The sequence below is a fragment of the Arthrobacter sp. FW305-BF8 genome (assembly GCF_021789315.1).
Lineage (GTDB): Bacteria > Actinomycetota > Actinomycetes > Actinomycetales > Micrococcaceae > Arthrobacter.
The window spans coordinates 2,398,507-2,416,227 of sequence record NZ_CP084561.1 but is presented as its reverse complement, the minus strand read 5'-3'; the positions used below and the strand labels follow the sequence as shown (position 1 = coordinate 2,416,227).

Below are 17,721 nucleotides of genomic sequence, written 5' to 3'. Positions count from 1 at the left end.
TGTTCCGCTCCCCCGCTACGGCAGCCACGGCGCTGGCACCTCTACCTGGGATGACCCGTGTCCGGCGACCCCGTGTCCGGCAAAACACCTGATCCCGCAGACAAGGACGTATGATTTCTCCCCGGTGGGTTTCTCCTTCCCGGAACGGCCCGGAGCAGGGCCGGCCCGAGGGAAGGAAAAAGTGATCAGCAAATGACCGCCACGCATCCGCCGAGCAAAATGACGGGCCGCAGCGATGTCCTGCTCCGCATAGGACGCTGGCTCGGCGACGAGTCCGGGGACCGCACGCGGCCGGTCATCCTGGCGGTTGTACTGGTTCTGGCCGCACTCGGCCTCATCGAGGTCGCTTCGGCGTCGTCGGTGGAGTCGGTGGCAGCCGGAAAGAACCCGTACGACCTTCCGCTCAAGCAGGCCATGTGGACGGCAGCCGGGGTGGCGCTCATGCTGGGCCTGGCCCGGCTCCGGCCCCGGCACATACGGTGGCTTGCCTGGCCGCTGCTGGGGGCCGCCGTCGTATCCCTCGGCCTGGTGTTCACACCCCTGGGCATGACGGTGAACGGCAACCGGAACTGGCTGGGCTTCGGCGGGTTCACCGTCCAGCCTTCGGAATTCGCCAAGCTCGCGCTCATTATTTGGGCGGCGGCGGTCCTGACCCGCAAGCAGGCTCTCCTGCACGAGTGGAGGCACGCCGTCGTCCCGTTGCTCGTGCCGGCCGGCGTCATCATCATCGGGTTTGTCGTTCTCGGCCACGACCTGGGCACGGCCATGATCATCATGATGATCCTCGCCGCCACGATGTTTTATGGCGGGGTACGGATGAAGGTCTTCGGCGTCGCCGGAATTCTCGGCGCGATGTTGGCCCTCGTCCTGGCTGCCACCAGCGGCAACCGCGTCGGGCGCATTTCGTCCTGGCTCGGCGCGGGGTCCACGGACGATTCCCAGGGGGTCGGCTACCAGGCGCTGCACGGCCAGTACGCCCTGGCCTCGGGCGGCTGGTTCGGGGTGGGCCTGGGGCAAAGCCGGCAGAAATGGAACTGGATCCCCGAAGCCCACAACGACTTCATTTTCACCATCCTCGGCGAGGAACTCGGCCTGGCTGGAACTCTCCTGGTGCTCGTGCTGTTTACAGTCCTGGGCATCGCTGTATTCAAGGTCATAGCCCGCACCCAGGACACGTTCGCCCGCATTGTCTCCTCCAGCGTCATCACCTGGATCATTGGCCAGGCCGTGGTGAACATCGCCATGGTCACCGGCCTGCTCCCGGTCATCGGCGTGCCCTTGCCGTTCATCTCCTACGGCGGCTCAGCGATGGTTTCTTCCTTGGCCGGCATCGGCATGGTCCTGGCTGTCACCCGCCCTCAGCCCGTTCAGGCCGTTCGTCCGAAGAAGCCGCGGCAAGCGGTACACCGGAGTAGGGTACGGTCCTAATCAGGTGAGGATGCCGCGTTGGCCTTGGCCGCCGCGTCGGGGGTCGTGCTCTTAGCGTCCGCGGCAGGCATCGCGACGACGGCAACAACGGTGAGTACCGCACAGACCAGTACAGCCAGGAACACAGCGCTCGACGCCGACACGATGGTCTGCGGATCGCTGACGCCGCCCGGGGCGCCGGCGTAGATGGCGTTGGCAACTGCGCCGAAAATGGCGACGCCGATGGAACTGCCGATCGATCGCGCAAAAAGATTGGTGCCGGTGACTACGCCGCGCTCGTTCCACTCGACGCTGGACTGGGCGGCAATGAGGCTCGGAGTCGCTACCAGCCCCAGCCCAAGTCCGACGACGAAGCAACCTGCCGCTGCCACCAGAATGTTGGGTGCCGAGGCAGTCAGAGCCAGGACGGCTGTGCCGATGACCGTGACCGTGACGCCGATCAGGGCCGTCCTCCGGAACCCGATCCGCAGATAGAACCGGCCCGCCTGGGACGCGCTGATCGGCCAGCCGATGGTCAGTGCCGCCAGGGCGAGTCCGGCGAAGATCGGGGAGGTGGAGAGAGCCCCTTCTAGGAACGTGGGAACGTAGGAGGTGAGGCCAAGCATGACTGCACCGACGCCGAACGAGATCAGCGCCGTCGTCGCCAGTAAGCGCCGGGACACGACCCACGGCGGTAGAACCGGCTCCGCTGCCCTCCTCTCGACAAGCAGGAACGCGGCGAGCAAGAGGGCTCCGACAGCGAAGACGGCGATGCTGGTCGAAGAGTTCCAGGCCCACGCCTGGCCGCCTTCGAGGGCACCAAGGATGAGCAGGCTGAGCGAAACTGTCAGCAGCGTCGCCCCCAGGTAGTCCACCCGGTGCTTCGCACGCTCGACATTCTCGTGGAACGTCCGGACCAGCATCCATCCTGCCAGGAGGCAAAGGGGGATGTTGACTAGGAAGATGCCGCGCCAGATGCCGAGTGAAGCGAAGACACCCCCGAGCGTAGGGCCAACAACGGAGGACACCGCCCACACGCTGGCGAGGTAGCCCTGAACCTTTGCCCGCTCGGTCAGGGTGTAGATGTCGCCGGCGATGGTGATCGCCACCGGCTGCACTGCTCCAGCACCCAGGCCCTGCAGCACACGGAACGCGATGAGGGCCGGCATGCTCCAGGCCACTCCGCAGAGGATAGAACCGAGCAGGAAAAGTCCGATGCCGCTGAGGATGATCGGCTTGCGGCCGACGACGTCCGAGAGTTTCGCATAGACCGGCACCGAGACTGCCTGGGCCAACAGATAGGCCGAAAAAAGCCACGGGAAGGAGGTGAATCCGCCGACGTCAGCCACGATCGACGGCACCGCCGTTGCAACGATCGTCGAATCGATCGCCACCAGGCCCGTCGATAGCATCAGGGCGATGAGGATCGGTCCCCGCCGGGAACGGAAGCCCACTCCCTCGGCAGTCGTCGTCGTCATTTAATCTCTTTCCCGTTGTCATCAAAGCGAGGTTCGTGCGCGGAGCCCGGTGACAGCCCCAGACGCATAACTGTGCCAGACGCCGAATTAGTCCCGGGAAGGGCCTTTAGGAAAACTTGGCTGAATCCTGTCCAAATCCGGCCCTCTGCCTGACCGATTCTTGAGCCCTGGCCGGCATTGTCGTACATGGCAGAGCCAATGCAAGGGGCGAACGAAGGGCAGGGCCATGAATGCCAAGACAGTGCTCACCAGTCAGCACACCGACAGCCACTGGACAGCCGATGAGGTCAGGGAAAAGCTTGGGCGGGAGCTGGAATCTGATCCGGGCCTGGCCGAATTCCTTGCCGCTGCCCCCAACATGGCACGCGCCCTCAAAGCCGTCCTGAACCTGGACCTCGGCGAACTGGCGGAGCGGCTGGTCCGGGCGGAGATCAGCGCCATTCTGCACTAGCGGTGCCCTGTTGCAGAGATGCTTGGCAGGGTATGTTGCACGAATGGACGATACATATCAGGTGGTCGTGGTCGGCGGCGGGTTTGCTGGCATGACAGCAGCTGAGCAGCTTGGGCGCAAGGGGATCCGGGTCCTCCTTATCGACGCCAACAATTACCACCAGTTCCAGCCCCTCCTGTACCAGGTGGCTGCTTCGCAGATTGGCGTGTCCGCGGTGGCCCGGCCACTGCGGTCCGTATTCCGCAGCACCGAAAGTGTCCGGGTCCTCACCGCGGAGGTGACGGCGATTGATTCCGCCACCCGTACCGTCACCACCGTGGACGGATCCCGGTACCAGGCGAAGATCCTGGTGGTTGCTGCAGGTGCAGTGCCGAACTTCTTCGACACTCCCGGCGCCGAAGAACATGCCTATCCGCTGTATTCCGTGGCCGACGCCACGCGTCTAAGCACTGCCCTCACCACAGCCCTGGATCAGGCGGACCGCGCGAAGGCCGGCAGCGCAGAGGTGGTCGTGGTCGGCGGCGGCCCCACCGGCGTGGAGACAGCCGGCGCCCTCGCAGAGAACATCAAGTACCTGGTACCAAAGTATTTTTCGCCCGGGCTGGCAGCCCGGTGCCGGGTCCATCTTGTGGATATGGTTCCGAACGTGCTCATGCCCTTCTCTGCCAAGTCGCAGGAGTACACGCGGGACCGGCTGATAAAACTCGGGGTTCAGCTGCACATGGGACAGGGCGTTACCGAGGTCCGGACGGACGGCGTGACGCTGGCGGACGGGACCATCATTCCCGCCCGGATCGTCGTGTGGGCCGGGGGCCTGAAGGCGGGAAAAATCATCGCCGAGTCCGGCCTTCCGCAGGGGAAGGGCGGACGCATCGACGTGCTGCCGGACCTGACCGCGCCCGGCACCGAGGGCGTTTACGTCCTGGGTGACTCCGCCAACATCACCGACGCCACCGGCGCCAAACTGCCCCAGCTCGGCTCTGTTGCTGAACAGTCCGGAAAATGGGCCGCCCGCAACATCCATGCTGACTTGACCGGCGGCACCCGTCAGCCTTTCGCCTACTGGGACAAGGGTTACATGGCCATGGTCGGCCGCGGCGCAGCAGTGGCCGAACTGGGCCGCAAACGCATCCAGCTCCAGGGACCATTGGCGTTTCTCTCCTGGCTCGGTGTTCACCTCGCCTTGCTTCCCGGTACCCAGCAGAAGATCCGCGCACTCTCCTCCTGGCTTACGGGGTACGTCACCCACAGCCCGTCACACGTCGTTGTCGGAAGGCCCGACTAGGCGCCTGCACGATCACCTGCCCGGCGCTGCCGAGCCGGCCTTAGAGGACCCCGGATGTGGATACGAGCTGCGCCCGTCCCTCTTCGAGCCGGTATGCGACGCCGATCACCGCGGTGGAGTAATTGTCCACGGCGTCGTAAATCATCCGTGAACTGTCCAGCAGCCGGCGCACGGTCTGCTTGGCATGTTCGACGACCATCTCATTAACCTCCGTCTTGTCCTCACGCAAGGAGCTCAGCACCGACGGTGTGATCCTCTCAACCAGGTCGCGGATGTGGCCTGAGGGCAGCTCGCCAGTATCCACAGCCTCTTTGGCGGCCGTGACGGCGCCGCAGTTGTCGTGCCCGAGGACGACTATCAGCGGGACGTGGAGCACCGAGACGGCGTATTCGAGTGAGCCGAGAACGGCGTCGTCGATCACGTGGCCCGCTGTTCGGACGACGAAGACGTCGCCAAGTCCGACGTCGAAGATGATTTCAGCGGCCAGCCGGGAGTCCGCGCAGCCAAAGATCACCGCGAACGGGCTTTGGGTGTTCACCAGCTCGCTGCGCCGTGAGGCGTTCTGGTTCGGGTGCATTGAATCTCCCGAGACGAAACGCTCATTACCGTCAAGGAGGCGCTGCCAGGCATCGTACGGGCTGACTCTGTTGCTCACCCTGTTTACTTTACGAGGCGTCCCCGTCGGGAAGGGGGAGCCGCCCGGCGAAAACTAAAGAGCCCTTGCAGCACTCTTGTCCATCCCCTGCTCGACACAGCCTCGTCACGCCGCTATAAAATGGGTTGATCATGATCGGTGCCAAGCTCCGTTTTCTGGCCTGGTTCGTCAGCCTAGCGACCCTCGTCTCGGCCTGCTCGCCCGCTATCAGACCCGATGTGGCTGCCACTGATCGACCGGTCCAGACCTCCTCGGCCCCGCCAGCCGCACGCGATGGCATCCCCGCTACGCGCCGGCCCCAGTCCCCCACCCCGACATCGGTTCCCAGGCCGACCCCGACGCCGCAGGCGTTCGCTCTCAACCTCTATCAGGAGGGGGACTTCGTTCCGCAGTACACCTTTGAATGGTGTGTGGCGGCAAGCATCCAGATCATGCACAACCTGATCGACGAGTCGGGGGCCCGCACGTGGGCTGACCGCGTTCATCAGGGCGAGCTGTGGGAGATGGCCCGGGCACGGTCGTCCAACTCGTTCAACGGTGCCAACCCCTTGGGTTGGGCGAAGGTGCTGAACGAGGCCGGAATGGGGCCGTACGCCGTCGTCAGCGTCGCCGACTACGGGGAAGCGCTGCGGACCGCTGCGAGTGCCATCGCCGACACGGGCCGGCCGGTCGGGCTGGTCATGTGGCGGGGTCGTCACGTATGGGTGATGAGCGGCTTCAAGTCGCTCGGCGATCCTGGCCAGTTCCCGGAGTTCTCAGTCACTGGCATTCGGGTCCAAGATCCGCTCTACCCGTACGGCGACGATAAGTGGGGACCGTCTCCCGCGCCCAACACCCTGCTCACGCCCAAGCAACTGGCGACGCAGTTCGTCGTCCGCGAGCCGCGGCGCTGGAGCAGCAATCTGCCGACCGGCTACATGCTGGTGCTGCCGCGGGCCAAGGCCTGATAGCATCCGCAAGGTCAAGGATTAGAAGCGCAAGGCAGTTTCGTCCGGAGTCGCCAGCGTCAGCACGGCTTCCTCCACCGTTTCGTGGTCCTCCAGCTCGCGCTCGATTCTGCGCAAGGCCACGGCTACTTCGTGTTCCGGGTGGTCGCCCTGCAGGTCCACCGCCGCCACGACGTACAGCTTGCGGGGGCCGACGAACTCCAGGTCGAGGTAGGTGAGCCGGGCAACGTCCCGGTGTTCGAGCACCCGCCGGGCCATGGAACGTTCGATGTCCGGGGTTACGCCCTGGCCCACCAGGAACCGCCGGTTGCGGTCGATCAGCACAACGGCAACAACCGCCAGCAGAACGCCGACGACTATCGAGCCCACCGCGTCCGGCAGGGGCGATCCGGTGACCTGGTGCAAGAACACGCCCGCAAACGCGACCACAAGGCCAACGAGCGCTGCAGCATCCTCCGCGAACACCGCGCGGAGGGTGGGGTCGGAGCTGATCAGGACCTGCTTCAGCGTACTCCGTTCCAGCTCACGGGCTGCCTCCCGGGTCTGCCGGAAAGCCTGGACAAACGACACTCCTTCGAGGACAAAGGCCACGGCCAGGACCACGTACGCCACCAGGAAGTCGGACGCGGGCTCCGGTTCGATGAGCTGCTGGATGCCGTGCATGATGGACACCACAGCCCCTGCGGTGAAGAGCCCGAAAGCAGCGAACATCGACCAGACATAGGCTTCCCGGCCGTAGCCCATCGGATGGCTCTTGTCCCGGGGGCGTCGGGAGCGCCGTTCCGCCATGAAGAGGAACACCTGGTTGCCGGTGTCCGCCCAGGAGTGCGCGGCTTCTGCGGTCATGGAGGCGGATCCGCTGAGCACCGCTGCCACCGACTTGGCCGCAGCAATAAGGGCGTTCGCCGTAAACGCGATGATAACAGTCAGCAGTGTGGAGCTCGGCTCTTTTCGCTTCTCGGATGCCGCCATTGGGATACCGTACCCACCGGGACGGAAATGATGCCTTGGCAGTAGTACGGGGCCTGGAATCCCGCTGGTAGGCATCCAAGGGAGCTGTAGGGTGGGCAGATGCAGGCACCGGAGGAACGCCGCAGTACTGTCCTGTCCGCCGGAGCGGAGCTGGCCGTGTTCGAATACGGTCCGCCTCCTGCCAGCGGCGCGCCCACACTGCTCCTCGTGCACGGATACCCAGATGACCACCGGCTGTATCTTCCGGTAATCGCCGAGCTGGCCGTCACCCACCATGTGATCGCGTACGACACACGCAACGCCGGGTTATCCTCCGTGAAGCAAGCGCCTGGTGACTTCACTGTGGACACCCTGGTGGATGACCTGTTCGCTGTTCTGGCCTTCACGGATGCGGTCAACGTTCACCTCGTGGGCCACGACTGGGGATCGGTCCAGGGCTGGGCGGCTATCCAGGAACCCCGTGCATCGGGTCTCATTTCCCGATTCACCAGCATCTCCGGGCCCGACCTCGGGCACTTCCTCCACTGGATGCGTTCTCGTGCCCGCACCCTGAGGGGCTGGCCCCAGCTGGCAGCGCAGCTGCTTCGTTCCAGCTACATTGCCGCGTTCCAGATCCCGGTGCTGCCGGAAGCTGCGTGGCGCCTGTTCCTCACCCGTCTCTACGAAAAGGCGGCAGGACGCCGCGTCAATGACAACCCCCGCCGCGGGCTGGCCCTCTACCGCAGCAACCGCTTCCCTTCGGGCAAGGTAACGGCCCCCACGCCGATCAGCGTGCCCGTGGGTGTGGTGGTCCCGCTCAAGGATCCTTTCCTGTCACCGCACCTGACATCGGGACTAAGGCCTTGGGTGCCTGACCTCACCGTCATCCCTGTCGACGGCGGGCACTGGTGGCCAGCCACCCACCCGGCAGAACTCGCGCAGCTGCTACGAGCTCCCTATAACCTTTAGTCCGCAGAACGCTCCGGAACTGGGCACAACCTAAGTCAGGGCCGCTTTGGGGGAAGCGGTTCGCCTGGCGGCCTCTACCGCCCGCCGGGTGTCCTCCTCGACAAGATCAGCGTTGATGGCGGTGGCAGCCTTCACGCCTGCCGAGGCTGCCGTTATTACCTGCGCCGTGGGGTCGCAGATGTTGCCGGCGGCCCACACGCCTTGCACGGCCGTCAGGCCCACGCCGTCTGTGTTCACGTGGCTGCCTTGCCCGGCCTGGCCTGCCTGCTGCAGCCCGAGGGACTGCAGCAGTGACGACTCCGTCTTAGCCTTGGGGTTCACAACGAGATATTCACAAGCCACAACCTGACCCGACGCCAGACGCACTCCCGCGAGGGCGTCTCCTGCCAGCTCCAGCGACGCAACCGTGCCTTGGACGACGTGGACCGACCTGGCGTCAAGCTGTTCACATTCACCCGGATCCAGGTCCTCCAAAAGGTGCTGAAAGAGGATGATGTGCCCGCTCCACTGCCGGAAGAGCAAGGCCTCCTGTACCGCGGCCGGTTCTGTCGCGAGTACTCCTATGGCCCTGTCCCGAATCTCCCAGCCGTGACAGTACGGGCAGTGCAGCACGTCCCGGCCCCATCGCTCCCTGAGGCCGGGCACCTCGGGCAGCTCATCCTCAAAACCGGAAGCGATGAGCAGCCGCCGCGAACGCAGACTCTGCCGGTCCTGCACGTCGATGGTGAAAACGCCCCCTTCTCCGCGGGCCGAGGCGACTCGGCCCTGCAGAATCCGGCCACCGTGCGCCCGCACTTCCGCGCGGCCGGCAGCGAGAAGCTCCTCAGGTGGCAGACCCTCACGGGACAGGAATCCGTGCAGACCAGCAGAACGCCCGTTCCTTGGTTGCCCGGCGTCGATGACCAGGACGGAACGCAGCGATCTGCAAAGAGTCACGGCTGCGCTGAGGCCCGCCGCTCCTCCACCGACCACCACAACGTCATAGATCATTGGCGATGTCATGCAATCCCCTAACTTCGCTGCCTGCATGTGTACCCGCGAAGGAGCCGAATCCCCCACTGCAGGAGGACATGCCCTTCCTCGGCTCGGCGCCGGTCGTGGACCAGCGGGTCGAAGAGCCCTGTTGCGGGAGCTAGCGGAACGGAATCTGCATACCGCGTCAATGACACAATATACTAAGCACACTTACTAGCTCGAGCAAACGGCTGCACTGGGCAGATGAACCAGCGGCCACAGGCCGTTGGCCACAAGAAATGCGCCCTGCAGCCGGCCGGGCAGACAGGGTTGGACGGGAGCACGCCATCCCACCGCCTCGTTGGCGCGGGCCATTTGGGCCAACCAGCGCTGCTCGCCACCCATGGTCTCAGGTCGGCAGGCCGGCGCTTGACCGCACTAGGGAAGAAGCGCGGCAACGGCCGCCATTGCTGCCTCCGCGGTAAGTTTCATCGCGTCCCTGCCACTGCGGCCTTGGTTGGGATATGCTCCTGCCATGGCACGGCGCAGCTTTCTTCAATGGCCGGTCGTCCGGCAGCTGAGTACGGGCGATCTGCTGGGCCGCGGGCCAGCAGTAACCTCCCCGCAGACGAGGGCTATCACGCCGCGGACGGCCACCGCAGACCGAGTCGTGCAGAGCGTGTGCCCCTACTGTGCCGTGGGCTGTGGACAGCGGGTCTACGTCAAGGACGAGAAAGTCGTACAGATCGAGGGTGATCCTGATTCACCCATTTCCCGCGGCCGGCTGTGCCCCAAGGGCTCTGCCAGCGAGCAGTTGGTAAACTCGCCGGGCCGGCAGACCGCGGTGCTCTACCGTGCGCCGCGCTCGAGCCAGTGGCAGCATCTGGATCTCGCAACAGCCATCGAGATGGTGGCGGACCGGTTCATCGAGACGCGCCGCAGGACGTGGCAGCAGAAAGACGAAAAAGGACGGTTGCTGCGCCGCACCATGGGCATAGCTTCGTTGGGCGGGGCCACCCTGGACAACGAAGAGAACTACCTGATCAAGAAACTCTTCACCGCTGCCGGAGCGGTGCAGATCGAGAACCAAGCGCGCATTTGACACTCCGCCACGGTTCCCAGTTTGGGAGCCTCGTTTGGACGCGGTGGTGCAACGCAATCACTGCAAGACATGGCCAACGCCGACTGCATCGTCATTCAGGGTTCCAACATGGCCGAATGCCATCCTGTGGGATATCAGTGGGTCACGGAGGCGAAGGCCCGCGGAGCGAAGGTCATCCACGTCGACCCGCGGTTCACGCGCACGTCCGCGGTCGCTGACAAGCACATCCCGATCCGGGCCGGCTCTGACGTCGTTCTTTTGGGCGCGCTGATCAATCACGTCATCACCCACGACCTGTGGTTCAAGGAGTACGTGGGCGCCTACACCAACGCGGCCACGCTGGTTCACGCCGATTACCGGGACGCCGAAGACCTCGGCGGGCTGTTTTCCGGCTTCGATCCTGAAACCGGAGCGTATGACACTGCGTCCTGGGCGTACGCGGAAGAAGGCGGCGACAGCATCGAGGAGCCGGCCGGCCCTGAACACGGCTCCGACGCTTCGGCCCGTGCCGCCGGCCACCAGTTCGGCAGCGGAGGTCCGCCCCTGGAGCACGCAGAGGTGAAGCGTGACGATACCCTGCAGGACCCCCGGACCGTCTTCCAGATCCTGAAGCGGCACTACGCCCGCTACACCCCGGAGATGGTCCAGGACATGTGCGGCATCAGCGTCACGGACTTCGAGTATCTGGCCCGCGCCATTACGGAAAACTCGGGGCGCGAACGGACAACCTGCTTTGCCTACGCCGTCGGCTGGACCCAGCACTCGCTGGGAACGCAGTTCATCCGGTCCGCCGCCATCCTGCAACTTCTGCTCGGGAACGTGGGCCGGCCCGGCAGCGGAATCATGGCCCTGCGCGGCCATGCCAGCATCCAGGGCTCCACCGACATTCCGACCCTGTTCAACCTCCTGCCCGGGTACCTGCCAATGCCCAGCGCCGGCCGCCACGACACCCTCAGCGAATATCTGGAATCCATCGCGTCCAAGAAGCAGAAAGGCTACTGGACGGATGCCGACTCCTACACTGTCAGCCTGCTGAAGGCCTGGTGGGGCGATGCCGCGAGGGCGGAGAACGACTGGGCCTACGACTACCTCCCGAGACTAACCGGAGCGCACGGTACCTACGAAACGGTCATGGGCATGCTTGAGGACAAGGTGGAGGGCTACTTCCTGCTCGGACAGAACCCTGCAGTGGGCTCGTCCAACGGCCGGATGCAACGCTTGGGCATGTCGCATCTGAAGTGGCTGGTGGTTCGTGACCTGAACCTCATCGAGTCGGCCACTTGGTGGAAAGATGGCCCGGAGATCGAATCGGGGGAACTGCGCACCGAAGACATCGAGACCGAAGTGTTCTTCCTGCCTGCAGCTACCCACGTGGAGAAGGCTGGCTCGTTCACGCAGACCCAGCGGCTGCTGCAATGGCGGCACAAGGCGGTCGCCCCGCCCGGGGAGTGCCAAAGTGAGTTGGAGTTCTTCTTCAAGCTCGGCCAGCGGATCCGGGAGAAGCTGGCTGGTTCCGACGACGAACGCGACCGTCCGCTGCTCGACCTGACCTGGGACTACCCCACGGACGAACACGGCGATCCGGACGCCGAGGCCGTGCTTGCCGAAATCAACGGCCGTCACCTCAACGGCCCGGATGCGGGCAAACCCCTCTCCGCATATACAGAGCTCCGCGCCGACGGTTCCACGTCAGCGGGCTGCTGGATCTACACCGGGGTGTATGCCGACGGCTTCAACCACGCCGCCAACCGGAAGCCCGGCCAGGAGCAGGGACCTGCGGCTTCCGACTGGGGCTGGGCATGGCCGGCCAACCGCCGGATCCTCTACAACCGGGCGTCGGCTGACCCGGCCGGCAAACCGTGGAGCGAGCGGAAGAAATACATCTGGTGGGACCAGGAGCAGGGGCGGTGGGTCGGCGACGATGTTCCCGACTTCCCGGTTGACCGGGCACCGGGCAGCCAACCCGACCCCGATCTCGGCGGCGCTGCTGCACTCGGCGGAGATGATCCCTTCATCATGCAGGCCGACGGTAAGGGCTGGCTGTTCGCGCCGAAAGGCCTCATGGACGGACCTCTTCCCACCCACTACGAGGCCCAGGAGTCGCCAGTGGCCAACGCACTGTACCCGCAACAACAAAGTCCGGCGCGGCTGGTGTTCCCCCGTGCGGATAACCTCAGCGCGCCTAGTGCCGGTACCAGAGGCGCAGACGTCTACCCGTACGTCTTCACCACATACCGGCTTACTGAGCACCACACGGCCGGCGGGATGAGCCGCTGGCTTCCGTACCTGTCGGAGCTGCAGCCGGAGATGTTCTGCGAAGTTTCGCCCGAGCTGGCGGCTGAGCGCGGCCTTGAACCCTACGGGTGGGCCACGATTATTTCGGCCCGCTCCGCCATCGAGGCGAAGGTGCTGATCACCGAACGGATGACGCCCTTGGCCGTTGGCGGCCACACGGTGCATCAGATCGGGCTGCCCTACCACTGGGGCGTCGGCAGTAATGCCGTCGTCAGCGGTGACGCGGCCAACGATCTGCTGGGCGTCACGCTGGATCCCAACGTCCAGATCCAGGAGTCCAAGGTGGCCTCCTGCGACATCCGTCCGGGCCGCCGGCCCCGCGGCGAGGAACTGCTTGCCTTGGTTGCTGAATATCAGGCGCGGGCCGGAGTGACCCCCGAGACCGGTAATCGCGCCGTCACCAATCCGGCGGCCGAAGGCATCGAACCCGGCCCAGGTGAGGACGGCGGCGCCGCTGGTGGGCCGCGATGATGGATTTCTTCGCTGCCGGCCCCACCGGACCCCACCATGGCCCGCCCGCGCCGCCGCGCCGTTCTGCTAACGTTCCCGGTACCGACTCAAAGTTGGAGGACTAGATGGGCCAGCTGTCCGGACCGACCGACCCCACCGCCGATGCCCACTGGGAGCACAGCCATCCGCGCAAGGGGTTCTTCACTGACACCTCGATCTGCATCGGCTGCAAGGCCTGTGAAGTTGCCTGCAAAGAGTGGAACCACAATCCGCAGGACGGAAACCTGGAACTGCTCGGATCCTCCTACGACAACACCGGAGCGCTCGGCGCCAGCACCTGGCGGCATGTGGCCTTCATCGAACAGGGCCAGGAACGCATCACGGAGGCACGGGAGTCCGGGCGCGCCCTCGTCAACCTGGGCATGCCCGGCATTGGTCCTCCCGTCCCGGGAGCGCCCACTGGACAGGACCTGGCGCAGGTGGATACGACACCGCCGGACACGGCGGACTTCCGGTGGCTGATGTCCTCCGATGTCTGCAAGCACTGCACCCATGCCGGGTGCCTGGATGTCTGCCCGACCGGAGCGCTTTTCCGCACGGAGTTCGGCACGGTGGTGGTTCAGGACGACGTATGCAACGGCTGCGGAACCTGCGTGGCCGGGTGTCCGTTCGGCGTGATTGAGCGTCGCAGCGACGGCATGGTGGCGGTGGCCGCCAAGCGGGACGAGCAGCACGCCGAACATCCCGCCGTCCCCAACGCGGGCGTCGCCCAGAAGTGCACGCTGTGCTACGACCGCTTGGTCGCCGATGAGACACCCGCCTGCGCCAAAGCCTGCCCGACGACGTCCATCAAGTTCGGCGACCACGACGACATGGTGGAAACGGCCCGGGAACGGGTTGCCGACCTGCATGCCCAAGGCCTGACCGAAGCGAGGCTTTATGGTGCAAACGAGCTCGACGGCGTCGGCGGAACCGGAGCGGTCTTCCTCCTTCTCGACGAACCGGAGGTTTACGGCCTCCCGCCGGACCCGAGGGTGCCCACCGCCGATCTGCCGCAGATGTACCGACGGGCCGGTATGGCCGTAGCGGGCATGGTCGCCGCAGCGGCAGTGGCTTTCCTGGGAGGACGCGCGTGACCCACTCCGAGTTCGATAGCTTCCGGCCGCCCGAACCTACCCGCCCCCGTCGGCCCGGCGGCAAGCGCGGCACCGGCCGCCGCGACAGCGGTGACGGCTCCCGGGAAATGCCCATGGTGCCGGAACCGGAGTTCACCTCGTACTACGGCCGTCCGGTGGTCAAGCCGGCGCCCTGGGGCGACGAGGTCGCCGCCTACCTGTTCCTCGGCGGTGTCGCAGCGGGTTCCGCACTGCTCGGCCTCGGCGGGCAGCTGACCCGACGGCCGACACTGCGCCGGAATGCCCGGTTGAGTGCCCTGACAGCGGTAAGCCTCGGTGCTGTTGCGCTGGTGAAGGACCTGGGCCGGCCGGAGCGGTTTCTGAATATGCTGCGGACCATCAAGGTGACTTCGCCGATGAGTGTGGGTTCGTGGATTCTCAGCGCGTTCAGCCTCGGGGCGGCCGTCCCTGCCGTAGCGGAAATCGACCGGATGAGCGGGGCGCGGTTGCCGCTGGGCCCGTTGCGGACCGTGCTGCAAACGGCCGAGGGGCCGGCCGGCTTTGGGGCCGCGTTATTTGCCGGACCACTGGCGGCGTACACGGCGGTCCTGCTCGGCGATACAGCCACACCGACGTGGAACGCCGCGCACGAGGAACTGCCCTTCGTCTTCGTGAGTTCGGCGGCCCTCGCCTCTGCCGGGCTCGCCATGATCACGACTCCGGTGCACGAGGCAGGCCCCGCCCGGAACCTTGCCGTGCTCGGCGTGGTCGGTGACGTGGCTGCCATGCGAGTAATGGAACATCGGATGGACCCTGTGGCAGCCGAGCCCCTGCACGAGGGCAAAGCGGGGGCCATGCTCAAATGGAGCGAGCGTTTAGCAGCCGCCGGCGGTCTGGGGACACTGCTGGGCGGACGTAACCGGGCGGTTGCCGCAATTTCGGGACTGGCACTGCTGACCGCCTCGGCGCTGACACGGTTCGGCGTCTTCGAGGCTGGCCTCTCGTCAGCCAGGGATCCGCGCTACACGATCGAACCGCAGAAGAACCGGCTTGCCGCCCGCCGCGCGGCTGGGATCACTGGCGATTCGATCACTACTGCCAAGTGACTGGCCGGCCAGCTCTGGTTCAGCGGGCTCAGCGGATCTCGATGCCCTGGCCCACGACCGTATGCCCGATCACGGGATGCCCGGGCAACTCGCCGACGACGAGCAGGCCACCCGAGGTCTGCGCATCGGCAAGGAGGAGCAGATCGTCTTCGGTGACACCGGCAGCGACCCTTAGCTGCGGTCGAACCCAATCAAGATTGCGCCGGGTCCCACCGGAAACAAAGCCATCGCGCAGGGCCTGCCGGGCGCCGTCGACAAGTGGTACCGCCTTCCGATCGATTACTGCCCCCACTCCGGAGGCGCGGCACATCTTGTACAGATGTCCAAGCAGGCCGAAGCCCGTCACGTCCGTGGCTGCACGCACGCCGGCCGCCACCGCATCCCCGGCCGCGTCTCGATTGAGGCGCGTCATTGTCGCCACCGCTTCGGCGAACACCTCACCGGTCTGCTTGTGCCGGTTATTGAGCAGTCCGACGCCGATCGGCTTGGTCAGCGTGAGGGGCAGCCCGGGCCCGGCGGCGTCGTTGCGCAACAACCGGTCGGGATGGGCAACGCCGGTTACGGCCATCCCGTATTTCGGCTCCGGATCGTCAATGGAGTGACCGCCGATCACCGGGCACGCCGCCTCAGCCGCGACGCTAAGACCGCCGCGGAGGACTTCAGTCATCAACTCCAGTGGCAGCACGCCCCGGGGCCAGCCTACGAGGTTGATCGCCATGATCGGGCGGCCGCCCATCGCGTAAATGTCCGAGAGCGCGTTGGCGGCCGCGATCCGACCCCAGTCGAAGGCGTCGTCGACGACGGGGGTGAAGAAGTCAGCGGTAGAGAGCACCGCCAGATCGTCACGCACCAGGACGGCAGCCGCGTCGTCGCCGCTGTCCAGACCGACCAGCACGTCCGCGCCGGGTTGGCCGGTGAGTCCGCGAACCGCTTCTTCGAGTTCGCCGGGCGGAATCTTGCACGCGCACCCACCACCGTGGGCATAGCCGGTGAGCCGGACAGCGCCGAGCGCGCCGTGCTGTGGAATAGACGTCTGGGTCTCGTTCACGTCCCTAGCGTACCCCCGTGGGCAATCTGCTAAATTGAACGCGGTGGCGTCCGGGTCCTGGTGGGCCCCCCGGTCTTCAAAACCGGTGAGGCCGAGTATCTCGGCCTGGCGGGTTCGATTCCCGTCCGCCTCCGCCAACCACCGACGGGCACGAGGCGGTACGAGGAGGGACTGTGGACCAGGTCGATCCCCGCCGCCTAATTCCGCGCACCGATGATCTGCTGGCCCTGCCGGCCGTCCGCAGAGCCGGGAAGCGCCTGAGTGGACGCGTCATCCGCGAACTCGTCCAGGAAGCCCAGGAGCAGGCGCGGCGCGGTGAGCTCGCTCCCGCCCAGGTGGAACCGGCCCTGCTGGCCGCCGTCGCTACTCGTACCGCGACAACCCTGCGGCCGGTGCTCAACGCAACTGGCGTCATCGTCCATACCAACCTTGGTCGCGCCCCGCTTTCCGCCGGTGCCGTTGAAGCACTTGTCGCAGCCAGCGGCTACGTGGACGTGGAACTCGATCTGGCAACGGGCAACCGCTCCCGCCGCGGCGCCGGTGCCCGGGCTGCATTGCTCGCCGCGTGTCCCGCTGCGGAGGACGCGCTGGTGGTCAACAACGGGGCTGCCGCGCTGGTGCTGGCCACCACGGCCCTCGCCGCCGGCCGGGAGGTCGTGGTGAGCCGCGGGGAACTGGTTGAGATCGGTGCCGGTTTCCGGTTGCCGGACCTCATCGAATCGACGGGCGCGACCCTGCACGAGGTGGGCACGACCAACCGGACGCACCTGCGGGACTACGCCAGCGCCCTCGGACCGGCCACCGGCTGCGTACTCAAGGTCCACCCGAGCAACTTCCGGGTGGATGGATTCACCTCCGCCGTTCCACTGGGCGAACTGAGCTCGCTGACCGCGGCGCACGGGGTTGCACTCGTGGCCGACCTGGGCAGTGGACTGCTGGCGCCCGATCCGCACCTGCCCGAAGAACCGGATGCCGCCACCGCGTTGGCAAGCGGGGCCGACGTCGTCATCGCCAGCGGTGACAAACTGCTGGGCGGCCCCCAGGCCGGTTTGCTGCTCGGTAGCGCAGAGGTCATCACCCGGTTGGCGCGCCACCCGCTTGCCCGTGCCGTCCGTGCGGACAAACTTGCCCTCGCCGCGCTGGAGGCGACGCTCGCGGGCGGACCACCGCCGGTTGTCCAGGCGTTGCACGCGGACTTGGGACACCTGCGGAGCCGTACCGACCGGCTCGCCGAGGCCCTGCGGGTGCCTGTCGTGGCGCACGATGGCCGGGTCGGCGGCGGCGGAGCGCCCGGTGTTCACCTGCCGGGATGGGCGGTCCGGCTTCCAGCAGAGCTCGCGGGGCCCTTGCGTGCCGGCCACCCGGCTGTGCTTCCGCGCGTCCACGACGGCTCGTGCCTGGTCGATCTGCGCTGCGTGCCCGAAGGGGACGATGACCGGATTCTCGACGCGGTACGCCGCGCCCTGGCAACCCTCGACCCTGCGGATGCAGGCAGGGCGGGCTAAGCA

14 protein-coding genes and 1 tRNA gene are annotated in these 17,721 nt (G+C 66.1%); 10 read left to right on the top strand and 5 right to left on the bottom strand.

Going from position 1 to position 17,721, the window contains the following annotated elements:
* Nucleotides 1-192: 192 nt before the first annotated feature.
* Nucleotides 193-1,428, top strand: a complete 1,236-nt coding sequence (gene ftsW, locus LFT45_RS10755) for a putative lipid II flippase FtsW (protein ID WP_236808617.1) — start codon at nt 193-195, stop codon at nt 1,426-1,428.
* Here ftsW and LFT45_RS10750 read toward each other — a convergent pair.
* The gene (locus LFT45_RS10750) at nt 1,425-2,885 is read right to left on the bottom strand and encodes an MFS transporter (protein ID WP_236808606.1); all 1,461 of its coding nucleotides are present in this window, start codon (nt 2,883-2,885) and stop codon (nt 1,425-1,427) included. The genes ftsW and LFT45_RS10750 overlap by 4 nt on opposite strands.
* Nucleotides 2,886-3,111: 226 nt before the next feature.
* On the opposite strand from LFT45_RS10750, the gene LFT45_RS10745 reads away from it, so the two are divergent.
* Both LFT45_RS10745 and LFT45_RS10740 read left to right on the top strand, forming a co-directional pair.
* Nucleotides 3,112-3,336: a hypothetical protein gene (locus tag LFT45_RS10745; RefSeq protein ID WP_236808603.1), complete on the top strand. Its 225-nt coding sequence runs from the start codon at nt 3,112-3,114 to the stop codon at nt 3,334-3,336.
* A 43-nt stretch (nt 3,337-3,379) separates the two neighbouring features.
* A complete protein-coding gene (locus LFT45_RS10740) occupies nt 3,380-4,621 on the top strand; it encodes an NAD(P)/FAD-dependent oxidoreductase (RefSeq protein WP_236808601.1) in 1,242 nt (413 codons plus the stop codon).
* Nucleotides 4,622-4,661: 40 nt separating this feature from the next.
* Here LFT45_RS10740 and LFT45_RS10735 read toward each other — a convergent pair whose 3' ends face one another.
* Nucleotides 4,662-5,276 (bottom strand): carbonic anhydrase, encoded by a 615-nt coding sequence (locus LFT45_RS10735; RefSeq protein WP_236808598.1) that lies wholly within the window; start codon nt 5,274-5,276, stop codon nt 4,662-4,664.
* 410 nt (nt 5,277-5,686) lie between these two features.
* Between LFT45_RS10735 and LFT45_RS10730 the strand changes: the two genes are divergently transcribed.
* Entirely contained in the window at nt 5,687-6,223 is a 537-nt protein-coding gene (locus tag LFT45_RS10730) for a hypothetical protein (RefSeq protein WP_236808595.1), read from the top strand.
* 21 nt (nt 6,224-6,244) lie between these two features.
* Here LFT45_RS10730 and LFT45_RS10725 read toward each other — a convergent pair whose 3' ends face one another.
* Entirely contained in the window at nt 6,245-7,195 is a 951-nt protein-coding gene (locus LFT45_RS10725; protein ID WP_236808585.1) for a cation diffusion facilitator family transporter, read from the bottom strand.
* Between the two features lie 99 nt (nt 7,196-7,294).
* On the opposite strand from LFT45_RS10725, the gene LFT45_RS10720 reads away from it, so the two are divergent.
* A complete protein-coding gene (locus LFT45_RS10720; RefSeq protein WP_236808584.1) occupies nt 7,295-8,143 on the top strand; it encodes an alpha/beta fold hydrolase in 849 nt (282 codons plus the stop codon).
* A 30-nt stretch (nt 8,144-8,173) separates the two neighbouring features.
* Here LFT45_RS10720 and LFT45_RS10715 read toward each other — a convergent pair whose 3' ends face one another.
* Complete coding sequence (locus tag LFT45_RS10715) at nt 8,174-9,145, bottom strand: NAD(P)/FAD-dependent oxidoreductase (RefSeq protein ID WP_236808581.1); 972 nt, start codon at nt 9,143-9,145, stop codon at nt 8,174-8,176.
* A gap of 487 nt (nt 9,146-9,632) precedes the next feature.
* Here LFT45_RS10715 and fdh point away from each other — a divergent pair, with 487 nt between their 5' ends.
* The 3 genes from fdh (at nt 9,633) to nrfD (ending at nt 15,165) form a co-directional block, all read left to right on the top strand.
* The gene (fdh, locus tag LFT45_RS10710) at nt 9,633-12,965 is read left to right on the top strand and encodes a formate dehydrogenase (protein WP_236808579.1); all 3,333 of its coding nucleotides are present in this window, start codon (nt 9,633-9,635) and stop codon (nt 12,963-12,965) included.
* Between the two features lie 104 nt (nt 12,966-13,069).
* Nucleotides 13,070-14,080, top strand: a complete 1,011-nt coding sequence (locus LFT45_RS10705) for a 4Fe-4S dicluster domain-containing protein (protein WP_236808576.1) — start codon at nt 13,070-13,072, stop codon at nt 14,078-14,080.
* Complete coding sequence (gene nrfD / locus LFT45_RS10700) at nt 14,077-15,165, top strand: NrfD/PsrC family molybdoenzyme membrane anchor subunit (protein WP_236808573.1); 1,089 nt, start codon at nt 14,077-14,079, stop codon at nt 15,163-15,165. Before LFT45_RS10705 ends, nrfD begins: the two co-directional genes overlap by 4 nt.
* 28 nt (nt 15,166-15,193) lie before the next feature.
* On the opposite strand, the gene selD is transcribed toward nrfD, so the two are convergent.
* Nucleotides 15,194-16,192 (bottom strand): selenide, water dikinase SelD, encoded by a 999-nt coding sequence (gene selD, locus LFT45_RS10695; protein ID WP_442863622.1) that lies wholly within the window; start codon nt 16,190-16,192, stop codon nt 15,194-15,196.
* 63 nt (nt 16,193-16,255) lie between these two features.
* On the opposite strand from selD, the gene LFT45_RS10690 reads away from it, so the two are divergent.
* A tRNA-Sec gene (locus LFT45_RS10690) sits at nt 16,256-16,350 on the top strand.
* 36 nt (nt 16,351-16,386) lie between these two features.
* On the top strand, nt 16,387-17,718 hold the full coding sequence (gene selA / locus LFT45_RS10685) for an L-seryl-tRNA(Sec) selenium transferase (protein WP_236808568.1): 1,332 nt from the start codon (nt 16,387-16,389) through the stop codon (nt 17,716-17,718).
* Nucleotides 17,719-17,721: the final 3 nt, after the last annotated feature.

What these genes read in the sequence shown, in the direction of transcription:
- ftsW (WP_236808617.1), top strand. Translation starts at nt 193, where the DNA reads ATGACCGCCACGCATCCGCCGAGCAAAATGACGGGCCGCAGCGATGTC.
- LFT45_RS10750 (WP_236808606.1), bottom strand. Translation starts at nt 2,885, where the DNA reads ATGACGACGACGACTGCCGAGGGAGTGGGCTTCCGTTCCCGGCGGGGA.
- LFT45_RS10745 (WP_236808603.1), top strand. Translation starts at nt 3,112, where the DNA reads ATGAATGCCAAGACAGTGCTCACCAGTCAGCACACCGACAGCCACTGG.
- LFT45_RS10740 (WP_236808601.1), top strand. Translation starts at nt 3,380, where the DNA reads ATGGACGATACATATCAGGTGGTCGTGGTCGGCGGCGGGTTTGCTGGC.
- LFT45_RS10725 (WP_236808585.1), bottom strand. Translation starts at nt 7,195, where the DNA reads ATGGCGGCATCCGAGAAGCGAAAAGAGCCGAGCTCCACACTGCTGACT.
- LFT45_RS10720 (WP_236808584.1), top strand. Translation starts at nt 7,295, where the DNA reads ATGCAGGCACCGGAGGAACGCCGCAGTACTGTCCTGTCCGCCGGAGCG.
- LFT45_RS10715 (WP_236808581.1), bottom strand. Translation starts at nt 9,145, where the DNA reads ATGACATCGCCAATGATCTATGACGTTGTGGTGGTCGGTGGAGGAGCG.
- LFT45_RS10705 (WP_236808576.1), top strand. Translation starts at nt 13,070, where the DNA reads ATGGGCCAGCTGTCCGGACCGACCGACCCCACCGCCGATGCCCACTGG.